Raw genomic sequence first — 20,106 nt, 5'->3', positions numbered from 1 at the left:
CTCCTGCATTTTCTACTACTATTCTATAAATTAAAGGACGTGGAATCGTTCGATTAACGTTACATTTTGATTTGGAACATGACATTTTTGTCACTTAGTAATTGTTTTTACAAATTCATTGGCTTCTGGGAATGTTAATGTAAAAATACTGCCTTCGTTTACAACAGAATAGACATCAATAACAATTCCTAGTTTCTTCGCTGAATTCTGTGCTAAATAGAGTCCCATTCCTGTTGACGCACTTTGTTTACGTCCAGTTGAACCCGTGAAGGCTTTTTGAAATATACGTGGTAAGTCGGATTGGTCAATGCCCTCTCCAGTATCTTGAATATGTAATTTTTGATGTCCTTTTTCATCTTTCGTTACATAAATAGTGATGGTATCTCCCTTATGACTATATTTCACTGCATTTGAAAGAATTTGCCGGATAATAAATGAGAGCCATTTTTGATCTGTTAAAATCGCTATGTCGGTATCCTCTACATCGATTGCTAAATTCTTTGCAAAACACCACGATTGTAGCTCTTTAATTTCTTTTAACACAATCGGATATAAAGAGACTTTATCCAGAACTGTATCTTGTTCAATACTTCTAAGGCGTAATGTATGTAACGTTTGATCTAGCAAAAGGTGGATTCGTAACCATTCTAGTTCTAATGGTTTTCTTGTTTCTAAAGGTAAATCTTCAATCATTAACTTCATAGCCGTTAAAGGTGTTTTCACTTCATGAATCCACGCTAGGTGCTGATCTCGATCTTCTGAAAATTGGGTCATCAATTCATTCTTGAATCGTTCTAGATCTAGTTCTGATTCATGTAAATTCGTAAGAATAAGGTCTTCTAAACGATGGAATTCATGTGGTGAGTCTGTAATGGTCTTTACTATTTTCATTTCTTTTATATAGCGCCATATAATAAAACACATGAAGAAAAATAGTAATGTGGAGTTAAGGTACATAGTTGAAATACTCGTAAATCCAACGTCTAAATTTAATAGTAAGTTCATCCAAATCATACAGAATATAAAAAATAGTATCCAAGATATCCTTTCTCTCAAAAACAATCGAATCAACGATTACACATCCTTTGTAACAGCCATATAACCAAGACCTTTCTTCGTGACAATGACATCCGTTAAAGAAAGCTCTTCTAATTTACTTCTTAAACGATTCACGTTAACTGTTAATGTATTGTCATTGACAAAGCGTTCATCATCCCAAAGTTTTCTCATTAAATCGTCTCTTGAAACAATTTGATCTTTATGTTCTAAAAGTATACGAAGGATATACTGTTCGTTTTTAGTCAGTTCCATTGTTTTATTATTTTTTGTGATTGAGCTCGTTGCATAATCAATAGTTGCACCATTCCATAATACATGCTCTACTTTCTCTTCGGTATAATCATAGGTTCGACGTAAAACCGCCTGTACTTTTGCTATTAATACATCCATATTAAATGGTTTTTGAATATAATCATCTGCCCCCAACTGCATGGCCATGACCATATCCATCGGTTGATCTCTCGAGGATAGGAATAGTATAGGAACTTTCGTAATTGCTCTTATTTGGCGACACCAATGAAAACCATCAAAAGCTGGTAACTGAATATCAATAATCACCATTTGTGGTTGAATCTGATGGAAACTGTCCATTACATTTTTAAAATCTGTAGGTACTTCTATTTGCATATCCCATTGTAGAAAATGTTTTTTGATGAGTTGAGATATAGCCTCATCATCTTCTATTAACAAAATATTAAATGCCATTCTTCTAAGTTCTCCTTACTGTTTTGCTAAAGTTTATCATACCATTTTTGTGGAAATGGATGAAATCTTTGTATTACTTTATAAAAGGCTTAATGTTCGTTTACACACGAAATTTTCAAATTTGTTCCAATATAACCTATTTAATGTATATAATAAAATTAATTTTACAGTTTCATTTCATGAATAGTTTTTTACATATACAATCCAATTATCTAGTAGTATATGATCTAAAAACCGGAAGATAGCGATTCCTCGAAAATGCAATCGCATTTTCTCCGTGAGGTGCTAATTCAAGGAAGTGAATTCCAATGTCCTGCGGGAAATCAAGGAGGCTCAACGATTGCTTAGTGCGAGATAGCTTTGAAGTATAATCCGAATTTGGCACACATAATACCCAAATTTACTATGTGTGTTTATATAAATTAAATCAATTCAACTTTTTATCTGATTAACGTCCCTAAAGAAAGTCAAATACGTTTTCCAAGATTTTTAGGGAAGATTAAATATTTGGGAGGTAAAAATTTATGAAACAACTCGTTTTTATTTTTTCTATATCGTCACTTCTGTTGATTTATGGTTGTAATGGCTATTCCGAACCGAAAATTTCTGAAGAACAAGCAAAATCAATTGTGTTAAAAAATCACACTAAAAGCATGGGTGAAGTTAAAATAATATCCCTTAGCCACAAAGGGCATCAATATATAATTAAATGGGAAAATAAAGAAAACTGTGAGAACGGAACTGACTATGTTAATGACAAAAATGGAAAAATAGTAAAAGGTGAAGCCAGTATATGTTAATTGATATTGATCAATTGAAAATAGGACTGTCTAAGAAGTAGTAAGTGTTTCATTCTATATTTGAATCAATGATCCATTTTTTTCATACTAAACTGTTGATTTTCGTTACATCCGCGGACAAGCGGATCAAGCCTAAAACAAGATCAACAAACGTATTCATATAAATGAAAATAAGAACATGTTTTGATCAATCTTTTTCAAAACATGCTCTTTTACCAAGTTTTCAACATTATTCTTTTTTAGTCATTTATTAAGGAAATAGTGAAGTGCTATGCAAAGGCTGTACCTTGGATTTGGGATTGATATACACCTTTGCATGATTAATGGCAGTTGGTCCCTCTCCAAATCCAGTTACGATTAGTTTGACTTTCCCATCATAGGTACAAATATCTCCAGCAGCATATATTCCTGGTATATTTGTTTCTTGCTTAGCGTTTACGACAATCGAGTTTTTCTCTAATGCAAGACCCCAATCTTTAATGGGGCCCAAAGATGAGACGAAGCCATAGTTTACGATTAATTCATCTATATCGATTATTTCTTTTTCTTTTCTTTTAGTATGTTCAACTATTATTTGCTTAATTTTCCCTTCACCTATTAACTCAATAGGAACTACTGGGATTTTCATTTCTACTGAAGATTTTAATAGTGTTTCGATACTATATTCATGTGCACGAAACGTTTCTCGACGATGGATTAAGATTACTTGATCAGCTATTGGTTCTAACATAAGTGCCCAATCAACAGCTGAATCCCCTCCCCCTAATACCGCAACTTTTTTGTCTGCAAACTGGTTTAGATCTTTCACAAAATAATGGAGATTTTTTTGTTCGTATTGTACAGCGTTTCTTATCTCTAGTTTTCTTGGTCTAAATGCACCATTTCCTGCAGTGATAATGATAGTTTTAGAATAATGAGTACCTCGGTTTGTTGAAAGTTTAAACACTCCATCATCTTGTTTTTCTAATTGCGTGACCATCTCTTCTAAGCATATGGCTGGTTGAAATAGTTGAAGTTGTGCGATTAAATGTTCAATTAACGCTTGTGCACGTATTTTAGGAAATCCAGGTACATCATAAATATACTTTTCAGGGTAGAGTGCTGATAACTGTCCACCCAAATGAGGGAGGCTTTCAATTATTTTTACCTTTGCTTGTCTCATTCCTCCGTAGAAAGCGGTAAATAAACCAACTGGTCCTCCTCCGATAATGGTTATGTCAAAAATATCATTTTCCATTTCCTCACCTCTTCAAGTTAAATAAACTTTAAACATAATATGGTAGGGAAACATTAACTATTCGTTATGTTAAAATTACACTTTACTTTCATAAAGGATTTTGATGTTTTTATTCTTATTGCCAATTTTACTTTTTTGTATATAGACTAGCGAGGTCTATAGAAAAAATAAAAATATTTTTATCAGTTTTCAATATTTTAATGAGTTAGTTTGTATTTAGGTGAGTTTATCTAAAAAAACATATCTAAATTAGAAGCGTTCATCGAATAGTAACTGCTACATAAAAAGGCATTTGTATTCTTTCCAAGACCCATGTAAAATAATATGGAAGAAATATATGTATATTACCCATGAAATGAGGTTATTCAATGTCATCAAATCAACAATCTTCTCGAAATGCTAGTGAGAAAAAACAATATACGCCTGAAGAAATGCTACAAGAAATTCAACGATTAGCTGGCTTACTTCAAAGAGCTGATATTACGGAAGCTGAATACTTAAAAGAAAAAGAAAAACTAATTAATATGATGAGATAAGATCTTTTCCTTTATGGAAAATCGTTCGTTTAGAATTACTCGATTTTTTTTGGAGATTGCACTATGAAAAAAGCTCACCATATCTAAATGAATGGTGAGCTTTTTTTCTGCTAAATATTGTTATTTCTTAATAGCAAGTTGATGATCGATTTCTTTTTCAATATCTACTATCGATTCTGTTGGTTCAAATCTATTTAATACCTTACCGGTGCTTGAGACAAGAAACTTTGTAAAATTCCATCGAATATTATTCCCGATTAGATACTCAGGATACTCTTCCTCTAATTTCATTTTTAGCACTTTTTCTTCAATTGATTGATCATTAAATTCGCGATATGGTACTTCATGTTTTAAATAATTGAATAATGGTTCTGTTTTTTCACCGTTTACTTCAATTTTTTCAAACATCGGAAAGGTGACTCCATAATTTCGTTGACAAAAATCGCTTGAGTCACCCCCATCTTCTGGGTTTTGATTGGCAAATTGATTGCATGGGAAACCTAAAACGACTAACCCTTTAGATTGATAGCGATTATAGAGTTTTTGAAGCTCTTCAAATTGGTATGTAAATCTACACTTACTCGCAGTATTTACGATGAGCATGATTTTGTCGCGATATGTTTGCATTGATAGAATTTCACCATTAGGCTTTTTTACTAAATAATTATAGATACTCATATTAATCCTCCAATTACTTTGTATATACATATTATACAAAATGACAATTATTATAGTAAAATATAATACCTTCGATGCATTACTAAAGTTTTAATGAATAACAATTTCCAAATATTTACGTAGATGAATCAATTTCATAAATACTATTCTAGTCGTAAAACACGAATGCTATTTAAATATACGATCCAATAATTGATTACACTTTAACTATACATTTACTTAATATGCCGCTCCAGATGGCGCTTTCCCACAGGACATTGAATAAGCTTCCTTGAATTCGCACCGCACGAAGAAAATGCGAATGCATTTTCGAGGACTCGCCATCTTCCGCTCCTTAGACAATATCCTAATAGATATTGCACAACAATTTAATCTTTTAATGCTCGTATTTTATATCAAAACTTTGAATTATGAAATTGACTCAGATGTTAAAGTATTATTCTATTTCTTAATCCATCTATTGGTACAGCCAAATAAATAAGTTCGCTCACCAAAGTCAACTCCTAATCAGTTTACTAGAATTTCTTTGTCATATTAAACCATTCTTCTCCACCATGTTCAGATTCAGATCTACCATCGTTTTGATAGCCATGTTTTTCATAAAAAGGTATTAATGATTCAAGACATGTTAGAGTGACTGCAGAGCGATTTTTAAATGCTGCTTCTTTTTCTAACGAGGATAACAACATGGTTGCAATTCCTTTTTTTCGATGTGTTGGATGAACAGCTAGTCCAAGTATACTTTGAACACCACCGATTTCTGGATTTTCCTTTGTTTCACTGAATAGATCATCTGTGATAAATGCATTATCCATTACAGGACCATTTATAAAACCAACAATTTCTCCATTTTCTTCAGCTACTAAAAAGGTGTCCGGAATCATGCGAATTCGATTAACAAATGCCACTTCTGTTGCTGCTTCTGCTGGAGTAAAACTCAGTTTTTCAATTTCCATTAATCGATCAAAATCATCCATTTCTACTTGTCTTATTATCAATTTAATTGCTCCTTATCTTTCATTTCATATTTGCAATAAATCTTAATTCTATTGTTGCTTATACCTGATATTATTGCAAATGGAATTTTTCCCAAAAAAGTATTGACATAGAACCAAAAAAAGACACCTTAATCTCAATGATTAGTAGGTGCCCTTTGATATCAAATTTTCGCGCTACGGTTAAAGAACTTTTTCTAAAAAGTCTTTCGCACGTTGTGTAGAAGGGTTTTTAAAGAATTCTTGTGGTGCTGTATCTTCTATTAAGTGACCACCATCTAAAAAGAAAATACGGTCTGCCACTTCACGGGCAAATCCCATTTCATGTGTTACGATTAACATGGTCATACCTGTTTTTGTTAAAGATTTCATCACTTCAAGTACTTCTTTTACCATTTCTGGGTCAAGCGCTGAAGTTGGTTCGTCAAATAACATAATATTAGGTTGCATAGCCAATGCTCTTGCAATCGCTACACGTTGTTTTTGACCACCTGAAAGACGATTTGGATATTCGTCTTTCTTTTCAAGAAGACCAACTTGTTTAAGCAATTCTTCACCACGTTTAACTGCTTCTGCTTTGGAAATTTTACTTACTTTCATCGGTGCATAGATCAAGTTTTCCATTACAGTTTTATGTGGGAATAAATGGAAATGTTGAAATACCATTCCAACTTTTTCACGTACTTTCATTAAGTTCGTTTTTTTCTCCGTAATATCTTGATTGTTGATGACGATTTTACCACTTGTCGGTGTTTCTAGTAAGTTGATGCAACGTAAAAAGGTTGATTTACCAGAACCAGAAGGTCCAATGATTGCGATGACCTCGCCATCTTGAATCGTCGTTGAAATACCTTTTAGTACATCATTTTTTCCAAACGATTTATGCAAATCTTGTACATTAATCACCTTTTCTCATCCTCTTCTCAACCAATTTACCTACATATGATAGTACTAATACGATAATATAGTAAACTACACCAGCAATTAATAGTGGCTCGATATAATGGAAGGTCGCACCACCGACAACATATGCACGACGCATAACATCAAGTGCACCAATTACAGTGACGATTGCTGTTTCTTTTGTTAACGATACAAACTCATTGATTAATGCAGGTATAATATTTTTTAACGCTTGTGGTAAGATAATATCTTTCATCATACTAGCATAAGAGACACCAAGAGCTTGCGCTGCTTCACTTTGTCCCTTATCGACAGCCATAATCCCACCACGAATAATTTCTGAAATATATGCTGCTGAATTTAAAGAGAATGCTAGAATTGCAGCTGGCATAGGTTCAATTTTGATTTCTGGGAACATTTGAGGAATCCCCATATAAATAATAATTAATTGTAATACAAGTGGTGTACCACGGAATACAGAAGTATAAAAATCAGCTAGCCATTTAAGTGGCGCTATGCCACTTAATTTGACTAGCGAAAGTAATACCCCTAAGATGAAACCGAGCACACACGCAACTGCAGCAATTTCTAATGTTACCGCAATCCCTTTAATGATATAAGGGATCGAAGGTATTATTGGTGTGAAATCCAAATTCATCTATAGAACCTCTTTCCCTAAATTACTTAACTTTGAACCATTTTGCTTTCATTTTATCGATTTCTCCAGAATCTTTTAACTCTTTTACAGCTTTATTGTATTCTTTAACCAATTTGCTTCCTTTTGGGAATGCAGCTGCTTTCTTTTGGTTTTCAACGCCTTGAATTTTTGAGAATTTCAAATCGTTATTTTGTTTGACGTAGTTTTCTGCAACAATATCTTCAAGAACAATTGCATCAAGTCTACCAAGTTTAACTTCTTGAATAAGCTCAGGTACGCGGTCACGTGTCTCAACTTTAACACCGCTTACTTTACCAGAGATTGCTTTTGCAGTATCTTCTTCAATTGAAGAAACTTGTGCACCAATTTTTTTGCCTTTTAAATCATCAAGCTTGTCGTATTTAAAGTCTTTTTTGGTAATTAGATAATCATGTGTATCATAGTATGAATCGGTAAAATCAACTACTTTTGCACGCTCTTCATTTGGCGTAATACCTGCCATAGAAAAGTCGATTTTTTTTGCTTCAACAGCTGGAATCAAACTATTGAATTCCATGTCTTGAACTTTTAATTGGTATCCCATTTTTTCAGTAACTGCTTTCGCTAAATCAACATCAAAACCGATAATTTCATTTGATTTTGCTGGATCAATGTATTCAAATGGGGCAAAGTCTGCTGATGTACCCATTACTAATACTTTTTTGTTTTGATCGCTTGTGTTATCAGCAGTTTTGTTTGATGTAGAACCACATCCTGCTAATGACAAAGATAATACTGCTGCTGCTGCAAATAACCATTTCTTTTTCATCTTAAAGCTCCATTCTATAGGTTGTTTAGTCTATATATTCTTTCATTTGAGTTGTAAGTATAGTGCATATTAATACGGGTATGCTGCAAATAATGAATATATATTAATTAATATTTATGAATATAATAACATAAATATTTAAAAACTAAAGTCCTTTTTAAGTAATAATGTGCATTTTTTTTAGATTTATGATAAAAATGTTCAATTCAAATAGAAAACTGAACATTTTGTCGAAAATATTAAGTTTATTTTAAATTTTTTGTCGTTTTTCCTTATTCCTCGGGTAATAATTCCTTTCGAAATATTTCCTCTATTTTAGCTATTCTGACTGATAAAGTTCTTCATTTTCTGTTGTCTTATTGCTATTTTGTTAAAGCATAGATGCTATGTAATTGATTAAAAACGATAGCCTCCTTATGAAATGTAAAACCTAATTTTTCAGCTACTCGGATGGACTGCTTATTTTGTGGGTTAATGATACAGATTAACTGTTTACACCCTATTTGATTGAAGGCTAATTCTCTGCAACAAGTAGCTGCTTCGGTTGCATATCCTTTCCCCCAATATTTTTTGTTTATGTGATACCCTATTTCAACCTCATTATTTCCCTCAACTAATTGTTTTGTAAGTCCACAGTCTCCAATTACTTCATCTGTATCTTTTAAGCAAACCGCCCACAACCCAAAACCATCTTGCATATATCTATTTTGATTTGTTTCTATCCAATTTTTTGTTTTTTCTACCGTAAATGGTGCAGGATAATATTTCATCGTTTCAGCATCTGAAAAAATTGCATGAAGTGATGAAAAATCATTCTTTTGATATTCTCTTAAATATAAATGATCTGTTTCTAAAATGTGCATTTTTTTAGTTCTCCTTTAAAATTGTAATCTGGTTTTACTTAATACAATACTTCTCATAAAAATCAGAACTTCCACTGCGAAGAGAAGGACAACAATATATATCCCAATTTCCACAATGATGAATCTTGCATTTTCAAACATGTTTACTTTTGGCAAATGCATTGTAAAATTTATGTACATTCCAAACGTAAAGTTTCGAGCCCATTGCGTTGGATGATAAACAAATAGTCCATTAATAATTCCTAACTGTTTTATTCGTAAAGTCATTCTTACTAATTCAAAGCATTCTACGATAATAAAAACGAAAGTTACGACCAGCCAAAAGTAGATGAGCCATTGATTTAAAAATTGCATAGTTATACATGCAGCTAGACCTGTAATAGAAAGAGCACCATGAATAATACAGTTTGTATTTTTCCAATTCTGTAAAGTAACAATGAATGAATCTTTCCAATAGCATTTAATAATGAATACCATTCCAATCACATAAAACAATAATCCTATTCCTAACATACCAAGTTCTAGTTTTAAAGAAAATTTCTCTCCAAAAATTCTGGCACCTGCAATAACTAGAGATTGTGTTGAAACGCAAGAAAGCAAAATGACTCCATGTAAATTTGTCAAATTAACAAGCTTCTTCATAATTATTGAAAAGTTTCTTGTAATGATCCACAAATACCAGATCCATATGATAAAACCAATACAATAAAATACAATAACTGGTATTACTAAAGAAGAAAAGTAATAATGTAAATTGAGACAAACGACAGAAGTGGATGCAACCCATGTTCCGATGGCAAAGCTATTTATTGGATTCTTTGCATGATTGTCGTAAAATGTCTTCTTTACCACATCAGTTGAAATGAATGCAATAATAGCACCGTATAAACAAAATAACAAGGTTACTGCTAAATAACCAATAAACGGTGTATATAATGGGGATTTTTGTATCATCCCAATTAGCATAATACCCATTGCCATTACGGTCGCGCCAGAAGTTGTTGAAATCGACTTAACTCGTTTGTGAAGAATAAAGAAACCCAAAATTCCAATATACAAAATGAACAGTAAAAGAAAATACATGTCAACACAACCTTTAAGAAAATTCCATCTATAATTATAAAGAGATTTTATTCAATAGTTAATAACTTTCACTACAAGAGAATTGTAAAATTCATACGAAAGAACAAAAGCACTGACGCTTCTCAGTGCTTTTGTCTACATATATTTTTTCTATACATATTCTATTGAATCAATTTCATAAATTAGTCGTAAAACACGAATGTTATTTAAATATACGATCCAATAATTCGGGTTACACTTCAATTATACTATTTACTGAATATGCCGCTCCAGATGGCGCTTTCCGTGGGCGAGCAGTGAGCCTCCTCGTCCGCTTACGCTACCTGCGGGGTCTCACTTGTCTCGCTTTCCCACAGGAGTCGCCATCTTCCGCTCCTTAGACAATACCCTAATAGATATTGCACAACAATTTAATCTTTTAATGTTCCTATTTTATATCAAAACTTTGAATTATGATATTGACTCATTATAATACTTTTATTATATATTATTAATTCAAGTCAATTTCATCTTTTGACGGGAAATCCTCGAAAATGCATTCGTGTGCGGGGCAATGATTTAGAAGTCAAACAAAAATAAAAATAACTCCAAAGTTAACTTTTATAGTATATTTTGGAGTTACTTTATATTTACTCTATGTTTTTTTCAAAAGTTAAATCTGTATAGGAAATATCCTCACCTATATTTAAGATTACTTCACATAGACGTAATCTCAATTCAAAGAGTGTTATCGAATCATGATAAACTTCATGATTTGATTTCATTTTTTGCAGTGTATCTTCTTTTTCTTGTATTTCTAAATGAGTGTTCTCTACTGCTTGTTTTAACGCATCATATGAATTTCTGAAGAAGATATTAATATCACGTTCTAATGCGTTTTCAAATAGCTCAAATTGCAAGAAAAATTTCTTTATGATTGATTCCGTTATATCGGTATAATCTTCATTTTCTAAATACTGCTTGTATTTGTTATAAATAAGAGCTTTATTTTTAGGAAGCACCCCAAATATTTTACCTGCACTTTTCAGTAAAAATTGCGTTGGTGTAAAACGGTGTAAGATATTTACTTCTTCCATTTGTATACTAGTTGTCATTCGATCCGTATCCCTACGCCAGTCATCAAGCACTTTAAAGTCACCTTCTAACTGAATTCGATTTTCTTCATATAAAAAGTTAAGTCCTTCACTGATTTCCTCTAAATACGATTGACTTTGAAGGAACTCGTTATTTGAAGTTGCAATCCAATTTTGCATAGAGCGAGCAAGATTAGGTAACACAGTTTGTTTTAGATATTCTTGAACTCTTTCGTTCATCGCTGTGTTTAGTTCAATATCAATATGTCCAAAATCACTTTCTTCACTTATTAAATCAGAACAACTCTTCAATAATTTTGGAATATGTTCTGTTAGCTCATTCGTAAAATTGTTTTTCATTGTACGATATGCTTCTGTCATTAAATGAATTTTTTCTTTTTCAAAATCAGTTAGGTTATTCATAAAACCATTTAGTTTAACTAACATATCTTCATTCCAATTAATAGAATCTACTAGGCGATTTTCCAACTCAACACGTTTATTCAAAAGATATGTAATTGTTTTTCGAATGAAGAACAATATCTTTTCCGTACGTTCTGCATTGATATTTTTATGGTTAAAGTTAAATTGAATAAACCCAGCTAAATCATTTAGTTGTTGGTTATTTGTATTAAACGAAGAATAAGGTAAAATTCTCGCTTGTGGGAAATAGGCGTTTATTCTCGATTGGGTATCATGTATAACTCTTTTTGCTTCTGCTTCGCTGTAGATGTTATCGATTTTATTTAATACGAAATGAATTTGCAGATTAGGTGTATGTTCTTGAATGCTTAATAGAATATCACGTTCTTTGTCAGTAAAAGGTGAATCAGCATTTAATATGAATAATAATTCGTCTGCAGAATTTAAATAGTCGAAGGTCTCATCTCTAGTGTCGTTATTTCTATTAAAGCTAGGTGTTACAACGAATGTAAGTTTATTTTCACTTAAAAATCTACATGGTAATTTAAATTCAAAACATGCTCGATCTCTATATGTTTGGCGGTGTAGAGACATCATGTTATCATCAAAGAAATTCTCAGTTGATGTAATTGCTGAATCTGTTATAGCGTTAATTTCTGTTTCAGCGTCATTTTTAATTACAACTACATTTGAAATTGAGTTTTCTAATATATTTTCTCCTAATACAGAGTTCATGAATGAAGCTTTTCCGTTTCCAGAAGATCCGGTTACTAAAAGGCGATTTGTTCTCAAATCTGCAAGCTCGTTAACTAACCATCTAAATCGATGACCCATTTCTAAATCATGTTGATGTGCCCACTTTGTGATTGACTCAAAAAGTTGTAAACAATACTCTATGCTATTCTCATGATTTATAGAATTTGACAGTAGATTTTCCGCATGATTTATATTTGCAGAATCTATTTTGAAAGGGAAAATTTCATCCCATGTTAATACTGCTGCAGATGGAAATACGGAATGGGATGGGTTGGCTACCTTTAACCAATTTGTTAATAGATTTGGAATGATATCGTGTAATTGTCTTAGCATATATTGACCTTGAATTAATTCAAAATACGTTTCTTCATAAAGAAGAGAAATTTTGTCCCATATATCGGACGAATGTATTTCTATATGTAAGAAAAATTCATTTATAGTTGTAAGCCATAATAAGTAATATTGTTCATTTTTATAGCTGTGCCAAAGTGATGAAACCATTTGCGTAAATTGTACTTGATCTATATTATTTAATGTAACCAATACATCATAAAAATAGTCTGGTGAAATATTTTTAGTAAATCCCTTATCGATATATCCTTTTAATACCTCAAACCATATAGAAGATTCTGTTCGAATTAATTCATTTACAGCAAGTTCTACGGCACTATCAAAATCTTGCTGTTCTTCATAAAAGGATCGTGCGATTGTTGTGACGTTTGGATAATCAGGATTTAAAGAAACTGCTTCTTTGATCACCTTGAAAGCTGAATCAAGATTATTTTGCACGATGTAAAGAGACAGTAATTGCAGTTTAATTTCGATCATGAGTATTTGGTTATCAGTAGTAATAGAGGTATATACTTTTTCAGCAGCTGATAATTGGTTCAGTTCTACGTTAGCATCCGCAATATTTTTTTGTGCCCATGGTACTAATTCATTATTGACTTTTTCCCATTTAAATATAGCTGATTCAAAATCTTGATGGTGATAATAAAATTCACCTTGTGCATAACGAATAGAAGATCCATCAGAATTCTCATCTTTTTGTTCGTTTAAATAAGCTTCTCCAAGTACTTGAAGAGGTGGCTGTGTTCCATTTTCCATTAGGAATGTTTTATAATATAACTTTTCTATTAATTGTTTTTCTAAACTCATTTTTTTCCCCGCTATATCTTGAAGAATTCTTTTCTTCATTTGTTACACTTTAGTGTATTGATGGAAATCCATTTCATAAATCTTTTTCCGTTCTAAAAAAAGAACGTTTTCGAACAGCCCCATAATTTATCCCATAGGTTAGATTGAATTAGCTTCCCCCGAAATAGCTCCGCACGTAGAAAATGTGATTCATTTTCGAAGACTCACCGTCTGTACCGAGATAAAAAGTAATCTTAAATGTTCGGAATTCAAATGTGAATTTTGCATTATGAAATTGACTTCTGCTAATAATTTTAACAAAGAATCTCTTTTGGAAAATTTCATTTTTCTTTCACTTTTTAAGTAAGATTGAATTTTGATGAGAAAAGTTTCAGTCTTTTTTCAATTTCCTTTCAGTTGTAAGACAACAAAAGATGTACCTAGACGTCTCCAATATTAAAAAAGCCCAATTTCTTAATGTTTAATTTCATCAAGAAATAGGGCTTCTTCTATTATGAGTAAACGATTATTTTTTAAATTTATTTCACTTTAAACCATTTTGCTTTTAATTTTGCAACTGTACCTTCTTTCGTTAGTTCATCTAAAGCTTTATCGAATTGTGCAGTTAATTTACTTCCTTCTGGGAATGCTGCTGCTTTAGATTGGTCTTCTTGGTTTTGAATTACATAGTAAGATAGGTCTTTATTTTGTTTTAAATAGTTTTCCGCAACGATATCTTCTGTAATTAATGCGTCGATACGGCCTAATTTAACTTCTTGTACTAACTCAGGAATACGGTCACGACTATCAAGTTGCATTCCTTTGATTTTTTTAGCTAAAGATTTTCCTAAATCTTCTTGGATTGAAGAAGTTTGTACGCCAACTTTTTTACCAGCTAGGTCAGCATCAGATTTAATGCCACTATCTTTTTTAGTTAGCATATATTCTTTTGTATCATAGTAAGATTTAGAGAAATCTACTACTTTATCACGTTCTTTATTTGGTGTCATACCTGCTAAAACGAAATCTACTTTACCTGCTTGAAGTGCTGGGATTAAACTATTGAATTCCATATCTTTTACTTGAAGCTGATAACCCATTTTTTTTGTTGCAGCTTTTGCAAGATCGATATCAAAACCGATAATATCATCGGAAACTTTTGCATCGATATATTCAAAAGGTGCATAGTCTGCTGCTGTTCCCATTACAAGAACTTTTTTTGCATCATTTGAGGCATTGTCGGCTGATTTGTTTGTATCTTTTGAGCCACATCCTGCAAGTGCTAATGCTAAAACTGCTGTTGCCGCAAATAACCATTTTTTCTTCATTTTCATTTTAAAAACTCCCTTATTATTGATTTGTATATTTTTGTAATGCTTTATCTAACATGTTTAAGCCATCGTCAATTTGTTCTTCTGTAACTGTAAGTGGTGGAATCATTCGGATGACTTCACCTTCATTGCCACAAAGATAGAACAATACACCTTCTTCAAGTGCCAAATCTAAAATTTGTTTCAGTGCTTTGCCATCACCATGTCCTGTTGTTGGGTCAATGACATCGATTCCAATCATTAATCCAGTTGCACGAACTTCGCCAATACAATCGTATTTAGCTTGAATTTCTTTTAATTTCTCAACTGCATATGCACCTACAACTTTTGAATTTTCAATAAGATTCTCTTCTTTGAACACTTCAAGTGTTGTTAGTGCGACTGAACAAGCAATTGGGTTTCCACCAAATGTTGTACCATGAGAACCAATTGGCCATTTTTCCATTAATTGATGACTAGCTACTGTTGCACTTAATGGAAGTCCTGAAGCAATTCCTTTTGCAATCGCCATAATATCAGGTGTTACCCCAAACGTTTGAGCAGCAAACCATTCACCAGTTCGTCCAAATCCAGTTTGGACTTCATCGAAGATTAACAGAATACCATAACGGTCACACACTTCCCTGATTTTTTGAAGCCATTCTTTTGGTGGAATAATATAACCACCTTCACCAAGAACAGGTTCGACAATAACTGCTGCCACTTCTTCAGGTGTTACTTGATGTTTAAATAATTGATCAAAATCATGTTCTAGCTTGTCTACAACATAAGCAACTGGATCCACTCCAGCTGGAGCTTCTTTTACATTTGCATACGGTATTTGGTAAGACAAATGGGATGGTTGCATGAATTTGCGATACTTGCTTTTTGATGTGGTTACACCAAGTGCACCCATTGAACGACCATGGAAACAACCTGTGAATGAAATAACATATGGACGTTTGGTTGTGAATTTTGCAAGCTTTAATGCCCCTTCAATCGCTTCTGTACCACTATTACCATAGAAGAAACAATCTAAATCACCTGGTAGTATCTCACCTAGCTGTTTGGAAAGTTCTAAAATCGATTCATACATGATGACACCAGAAGGTCCATGTATTAATTGGTCTGCAGCATTCTTAATGCTTTGCACGATTTTAGGATGACGATGTCCAGTGTTCGCAACAGCGATGCCGGAAGTAAAGTCTAAATATTTCTTACCGTCTGCCCCGTAATAATAGCATCCTTCTTCTTTTACTACAGGTAAGTTGGGGTGATCTTTTGCCATACTTGGCGCTAAATAATTCCCCATATTGTCATATAAATCGAGCCAACTTTCCAATAGTATTCCTCCAATAATTTTCTGAATATATATTAATTAATATTTATAAATATAATATCATAAATATTAATTTTTTAAATAGTTTTTATATAAAAATATTAAAAAAATATATCTATTTTTTTTATTTTAAATACAAATAACGTCTTATATTTCTTGTTTTTTACTTGAATTAATTAATTTGTAATATTCATAATTTGCAATTTCGCTACAGACCGACGCTTTCCACAGGTAAGCATCAAGCCTTCTCCTCCCTTCGTTCGTGCAGGGGTTTAATTCGCTTGCTATTTCCGTAAGAGTTTCCGTCTTTCGCTCCATTATAAATATTTTAGAGAATCTGAATAAAACAGAGTTCAAGCTAAAATATATTCGTATCTATCCTTATACATCAAATGATGAAATTGATTCATTAACTATAAATAAAAAATGCATAAATATTAATAAACAAAGAAGTAAATCATTATTTTCCAAAATAAAAATTCTACAATAGAAGCAAATCCCACTCTATATGAACTTTGGATTAGTCCACTGAAAGATAATGTGAAACTCGTAATTGACGTAAAGAAAAAACACCCGAAAAGATAGATTTAGTATCTACCTTTTCGGGTGTACAATAGTTAATTGTCGATTTTAAAGCATCTTTAGTCAGATGTTAATATTATTTAGTGACTATCATAAGCATTTCACGAATGGTTTTACAAGCAATTGCAGTTGATGCACCTGAAGTGTCATACTGAGGTGATAGTTCAACAACATCTGCTGCGACAATATTGTTTAATGTTAATAATTGTTGCATTCCGTTTAACAATTCTTTATACGTAATACCACCTGGTTCTGGCGTTCCTGTTCCTGGGAAGGTACCTGGATCTAATACATCTAAATCAATGGTTACATATACAGGATGATCTTTTAAATCATTGACAACTTCGCTAAGTGTATCGATTGTAAAACGTTCCATATACGTATGCTCTTTCGCCCATTCAAATTCTTCTTTTAATCCTGAACGAATCCCAAATTGAAAAATTCTTCCATCACCTAAGAATTCATGACAGCGACGAATGACAGCAGCATGAGACAATTTTTCTCCCATATAGTCTTCGCGTAAATCAGTATGTGCATCGATATGAATCACGTGTAAATCAGGATATTTTTCATATACTGCTTGAATGGTTGGGAAGCTTACTAAGTGTTCTCCACCAACCATTACAAATTTTTTATCATCCGCTACAATTGAACGAGTATATTCTAAAATTTCATCCATTGTTTTTTGTGTATTGCCAAGTGGTAATTCAAGATCACCACCATCAAAGATTGCTATATCTTCTAAATCTCGATCAAGATAAGGAGAATACGTTTCTAATCCGTATGAATCTGGGCGAATTGCTTGCATTGCAAAGCGTGTACCTGGTCTAAAACTTGTTGTTCCATCAAATGGAATACCGAATAGTACAACATCTGATTCTTCGTAGTTGTTGTCACATCCGATGAATGTTGATACATTTAATGGTTTATTTTGCATAGTGAGTTTCTCCTTCATTTGTCGTCTTTTTCTATTGTCTATACTAAAATGACTTTTATTCTTTAACAACGGTAATATGATCTTTTAAATCTGATTCAGTAAGTACATTACCAAAAGTTTCTGAATAATAGTGATATTGTTGAATTACTTCTTCTGAAACTAGTTCTCCTGGAATAACTAGTGGTATACCTGGAGGGTAAATCATCAATAAGTCTGCACTAATTTTTCCTTTAGCTAAATCAATTGGCACTAATTCATGATCAGCATAATGTGCATCTCTTGGTGTAATCATTAACTTATTGACATGCTTTGGTGTTACATTTGTTGAATAAATCGGTTTTTTATTACCATAAATTTTTTCAATTTCACAAAGAGCGTACACTAATTTTCCTAGTGAATTTTCATCATCAGCAGTCGTAATTACTGCCATCACTACATAACCTTCTGCTAATTCCATTTGAATTTGATATTTTTCTTTTAAAAGGGTATAGACTTCAAAGCCAGTTAAACCACAATCATTCACACGAATAACAAGTTTCGTCCAATCATGTGATTGAGAACATTTGTGTTTCAGATAATTGTTTTTCAATATTTCAAAGCATGTATTCTGTTCTATTTCATGTATCGCTTTTTCTACGATTGGTTTTAATGCTTTGTAACGCTCATATCCATTTAAAGCAAGTTCATGTCTTGCTACATCCAATGAACTCATCAATAAATAGTTTGCACTTGTTGTTTGTAGCATGTTTAATGTTTTTTGCATCTTTTTAGCTGAGATACGTCCCTCATTTAAAAGCAAGATAGAACTTTGAGTAAGTGAACCACCTGTTTTATGAACACTCATTGTAACAATGTCAGCACCTGCTGTCATAGGATCAATTTGCCCTGGCATAAATGGTAAATGTGCTCCATGTGCACTGTCTACAATAACTGTTATATCACGGTCATGTGCTAGCTTACAGATTGTTCTAAGTTCATTCATTGATCCAAAATATGTTGGATATGTAACTAAGATTGCTTTTGCTTCTGGATACGCGGATAGTGTTTTTTCTACGTTTTTAACAGAAATACCATGAGAAATACCAAAGTGAATATCTACTTCCGGTTCAATGAATACCGGTTTTGCACCACTTAAGATCAGACCATTCATTACGGATTTATGGCAATTTCGAGGAACTATTAATACATCATCTGGTTTGCATGTAGCTAAAATCATGGCTAAGATACCAGATGTCGTACCATTTACTAAAAAGAACGCATGATCAGCTCCAAACGCTTGTGCTGCAAGCTGTTGTGCTTCTTTAATGACAGAATCCGGATGACTAAGAAGGTCTAATTCTTTCATAGAGTTAACATCCATTTTCATTGTCATTTCGCCAAGAACATCTTTCAATGGACTAGTTTGAGCGCCCATTTTATGACCTGGCACATCAAATGGCGTTGTATTCTTTTTTGCATAATCTACTAATGTTTCGAATAATGGCATACGTTCTTGTGAAAGAGCTAATTCACCAATCTTTGTTTGTTCTTGTAAGCTGTTCATTATTTAACCCCCTCCTCAAGATCTGCAGTCACTAATTTTGAAAAAGGTGGTTCTACAGCAGTTTTAAGTACTACATCTGAGAAATCTCTTTCCAAAATAAAATCCGATTTAAACAAAGTAAAAACAGTCAATATTATCCACTCCCGCTAAAAAATGCAAATTTCAGCATAGAAAAAAGCTCTCCAACCATTAGAAGGAAAGCTTCGATTAATATCAACTGCTTATCCTCTTATCGTTCACAAAATTTTGTACATTTTGCGCTCAGGTTGAGCCCCAACATCTGACCTGGTCAGACTGGTTTGCCACCGTATCCTAGACCCCTCGTCTCAACGGTTACTAATAAGAGCAACTTTATTTATGCTGAGGCTAATACTAATTGATTTCTTTCAAACTGTCAATTCGTTTTTCATAAAAAAATTTTAATAATTCTGCTCAACTTAAACTCATTTTAAAAAAATTTAAAAGATAAAATTAGTCTGTATTAATTTTGTAGGTGATTTTTTAAGAATGCATTTCTTCATATATAAAAGAAATTATCCTTTAACTTTAAAATTTGCTTATATATCAAGTAATCGGATTAAATTTTTAAACATTTAAATGTAATTATAAAATCAAGGAATCATCCACTTATTTGCTATTATTTTAATACAGTTATAGGTAATTCATCTGTTTGTTACATAA

The 20,106-nt window shown here is 32.5% G+C and carries 19 protein-coding genes; 3 read left to right on the top strand and 16 right to left on the bottom strand.

Annotated elements, in window-relative coordinates; all coding sequences use genetic code 11:
- Positions 1-90: 90 nt before the first annotated feature.
- Entirely contained in the window at positions 91-891 is an 801-nt protein-coding gene (locus tag CEF14_RS04670) for a sensor histidine kinase (protein WP_245890049.1), read from the bottom strand.
- A gap of 183 nt (positions 892-1,074) precedes the next feature.
- On the bottom strand, positions 1,075-1,764 hold the full coding sequence (locus tag CEF14_RS04665; RefSeq protein ID WP_102691777.1) for a response regulator transcription factor: 690 nt from the start codon (positions 1,762-1,764) through the stop codon (positions 1,075-1,077).
- Positions 1,765-2,288: 524 nt separating this feature from the next.
- Here CEF14_RS04665 and CEF14_RS04660 point away from each other — a divergent pair.
- Positions 2,289-2,564 (top strand): hypothetical protein, encoded by a 276-nt coding sequence (locus tag CEF14_RS04660; RefSeq protein ID WP_102691776.1) that lies wholly within the window; start codon positions 2,289-2,291, stop codon positions 2,562-2,564.
- A gap of 250 nt (positions 2,565-2,814) precedes the next feature.
- On the opposite strand, the gene CEF14_RS04655 is transcribed toward CEF14_RS04660, so the two are convergent.
- Complete coding sequence (locus CEF14_RS04655; RefSeq protein WP_102691775.1) at positions 2,815-3,801, bottom strand: NAD(P)/FAD-dependent oxidoreductase; 987 nt, start codon at positions 3,799-3,801, stop codon at positions 2,815-2,817.
- A 368-nt stretch (positions 3,802-4,169) separates the two neighbouring features.
- On the opposite strand from CEF14_RS04655, the gene CEF14_RS18925 reads away from it, so the two are divergent.
- The gene (locus tag CEF14_RS18925; protein ID WP_170061441.1) at positions 4,170-4,337 is read left to right on the top strand and encodes a hypothetical protein; all 168 of its coding nucleotides are present in this window, start codon (positions 4,170-4,172) and stop codon (positions 4,335-4,337) included.
- Positions 4,338-4,457: 120 nt separating this feature from the next.
- Here CEF14_RS18925 and CEF14_RS04650 read toward each other — a convergent pair whose 3' ends face one another.
- Positions 4,458-5,015 carry a glutathione peroxidase gene (locus CEF14_RS04650; RefSeq protein WP_102691774.1) on the bottom strand — a complete coding sequence of 186 codons (558 nt, stop codon included), beginning with the start codon at positions 5,013-5,015 and terminating at the stop codon, positions 4,458-4,460.
- A 295-nt stretch (positions 5,016-5,310) separates the two neighbouring features.
- Here CEF14_RS04650 and CEF14_RS18920 point away from each other — a divergent pair, with 295 nt between their 5' ends.
- Positions 5,311-5,496, top strand: a complete 186-nt coding sequence (locus tag CEF14_RS18920; RefSeq protein ID WP_170061440.1) for a hypothetical protein — start codon at positions 5,311-5,313, stop codon at positions 5,494-5,496.
- 34 nt (positions 5,497-5,530) lie between these two features.
- On the opposite strand, the gene CEF14_RS04645 is transcribed toward CEF14_RS18920, so the two are convergent.
- The 12 genes from CEF14_RS04645 to CEF14_RS19360 all read right to left on the bottom strand — a co-directional run bounded on the left by CEF14_RS04645 (position 5,531) and on the right by CEF14_RS19360 (position 19,556).
- Positions 5,531-5,992: a GNAT family N-acetyltransferase gene (locus tag CEF14_RS04645; RefSeq protein ID WP_102694293.1), complete on the bottom strand. Its 462-nt coding sequence runs from the start codon at positions 5,990-5,992 to the stop codon at positions 5,531-5,533.
- Positions 5,993-6,193: 201 nt separating this feature from the next.
- Positions 6,194-6,916 carry an amino acid ABC transporter ATP-binding protein gene (locus CEF14_RS04640; RefSeq protein ID WP_102691773.1) on the bottom strand — a complete coding sequence of 241 codons (723 nt, stop codon included), beginning with the start codon at positions 6,914-6,916 and terminating at the stop codon, positions 6,194-6,196.
- Positions 6,909-7,571 (bottom strand): amino acid ABC transporter permease, encoded by a 663-nt coding sequence (locus CEF14_RS04635; protein ID WP_102691772.1) that lies wholly within the window; start codon positions 7,569-7,571, stop codon positions 6,909-6,911. Before CEF14_RS04635 ends, CEF14_RS04640 begins: the two co-directional genes overlap by 8 nt.
- A 22-nt stretch (positions 7,572-7,593) precedes the next feature.
- On the bottom strand, positions 7,594-8,379 hold the full coding sequence (locus tag CEF14_RS04630) for a transporter substrate-binding domain-containing protein (protein WP_102691771.1): 786 nt from the start codon (positions 8,377-8,379) through the stop codon (positions 7,594-7,596).
- A 362-nt stretch (positions 8,380-8,741) separates the two neighbouring features.
- Positions 8,742-9,242 carry a GNAT family N-acetyltransferase gene (locus CEF14_RS04625; RefSeq protein WP_102691770.1) on the bottom strand — a complete coding sequence of 167 codons (501 nt, stop codon included), beginning with the start codon at positions 9,240-9,242 and terminating at the stop codon, positions 8,742-8,744.
- A gap of 15 nt (positions 9,243-9,257) precedes the next feature.
- Positions 9,258-10,301 (bottom strand): TDT family transporter, encoded by a 1,044-nt coding sequence (locus CEF14_RS04620; protein WP_211284560.1) that lies wholly within the window; start codon positions 10,299-10,301, stop codon positions 9,258-9,260.
- 653 nt (positions 10,302-10,954) lie between these two features.
- A complete protein-coding gene (locus CEF14_RS04615) occupies positions 10,955-13,735 on the bottom strand; it encodes a GTP-binding protein (RefSeq protein WP_102691768.1) in 2,781 nt (926 codons plus the stop codon).
- A 518-nt stretch (positions 13,736-14,253) separates the two neighbouring features.
- Positions 14,254-15,042 carry a transporter substrate-binding domain-containing protein gene (locus CEF14_RS04610; protein ID WP_102694292.1) on the bottom strand — a complete coding sequence of 263 codons (789 nt, stop codon included), beginning with the start codon at positions 15,040-15,042 and terminating at the stop codon, positions 14,254-14,256.
- 22 nt (positions 15,043-15,064) lie between these two features.
- Entirely contained in the window at positions 15,065-16,372 is a 1,308-nt protein-coding gene (locus tag CEF14_RS04605) for an aspartate aminotransferase family protein (protein WP_102691767.1), read from the bottom strand.
- A gap of 649 nt (positions 16,373-17,021) precedes the next feature.
- Positions 17,022-17,882 (bottom strand): agmatinase, encoded by an 861-nt coding sequence (gene speB / locus CEF14_RS04600; protein WP_102691766.1) that lies wholly within the window; start codon positions 17,880-17,882, stop codon positions 17,022-17,024.
- A gap of 55 nt (positions 17,883-17,937) precedes the next feature.
- On the bottom strand, positions 17,938-19,425 hold the full coding sequence (locus CEF14_RS04595; RefSeq protein WP_102691765.1) for an aminotransferase class I/II-fold pyridoxal phosphate-dependent enzyme: 1,488 nt from the start codon (positions 19,423-19,425) through the stop codon (positions 17,938-17,940).
- A complete protein-coding gene (locus CEF14_RS19360) occupies positions 19,425-19,556 on the bottom strand; it encodes a hypothetical protein (RefSeq protein WP_281256490.1) in 132 nt (43 codons plus the stop codon). Before CEF14_RS19360 ends, CEF14_RS04595 begins: the two co-directional genes overlap by 1 nt.
- Positions 19,557-20,106 lie beyond the last annotated feature (550 nt).

Origin of the sequence: Rummeliibacillus pycnus (genome assembly GCF_002884495.1) — a bacterium.
Taxonomy (GTDB): Bacteria; Bacillota; Bacilli; order Bacillales_A; family Planococcaceae; genus Rummeliibacillus; species Rummeliibacillus pycnus.
This window is presented reverse-complemented; position numbering and strand designations above follow the sequence as displayed.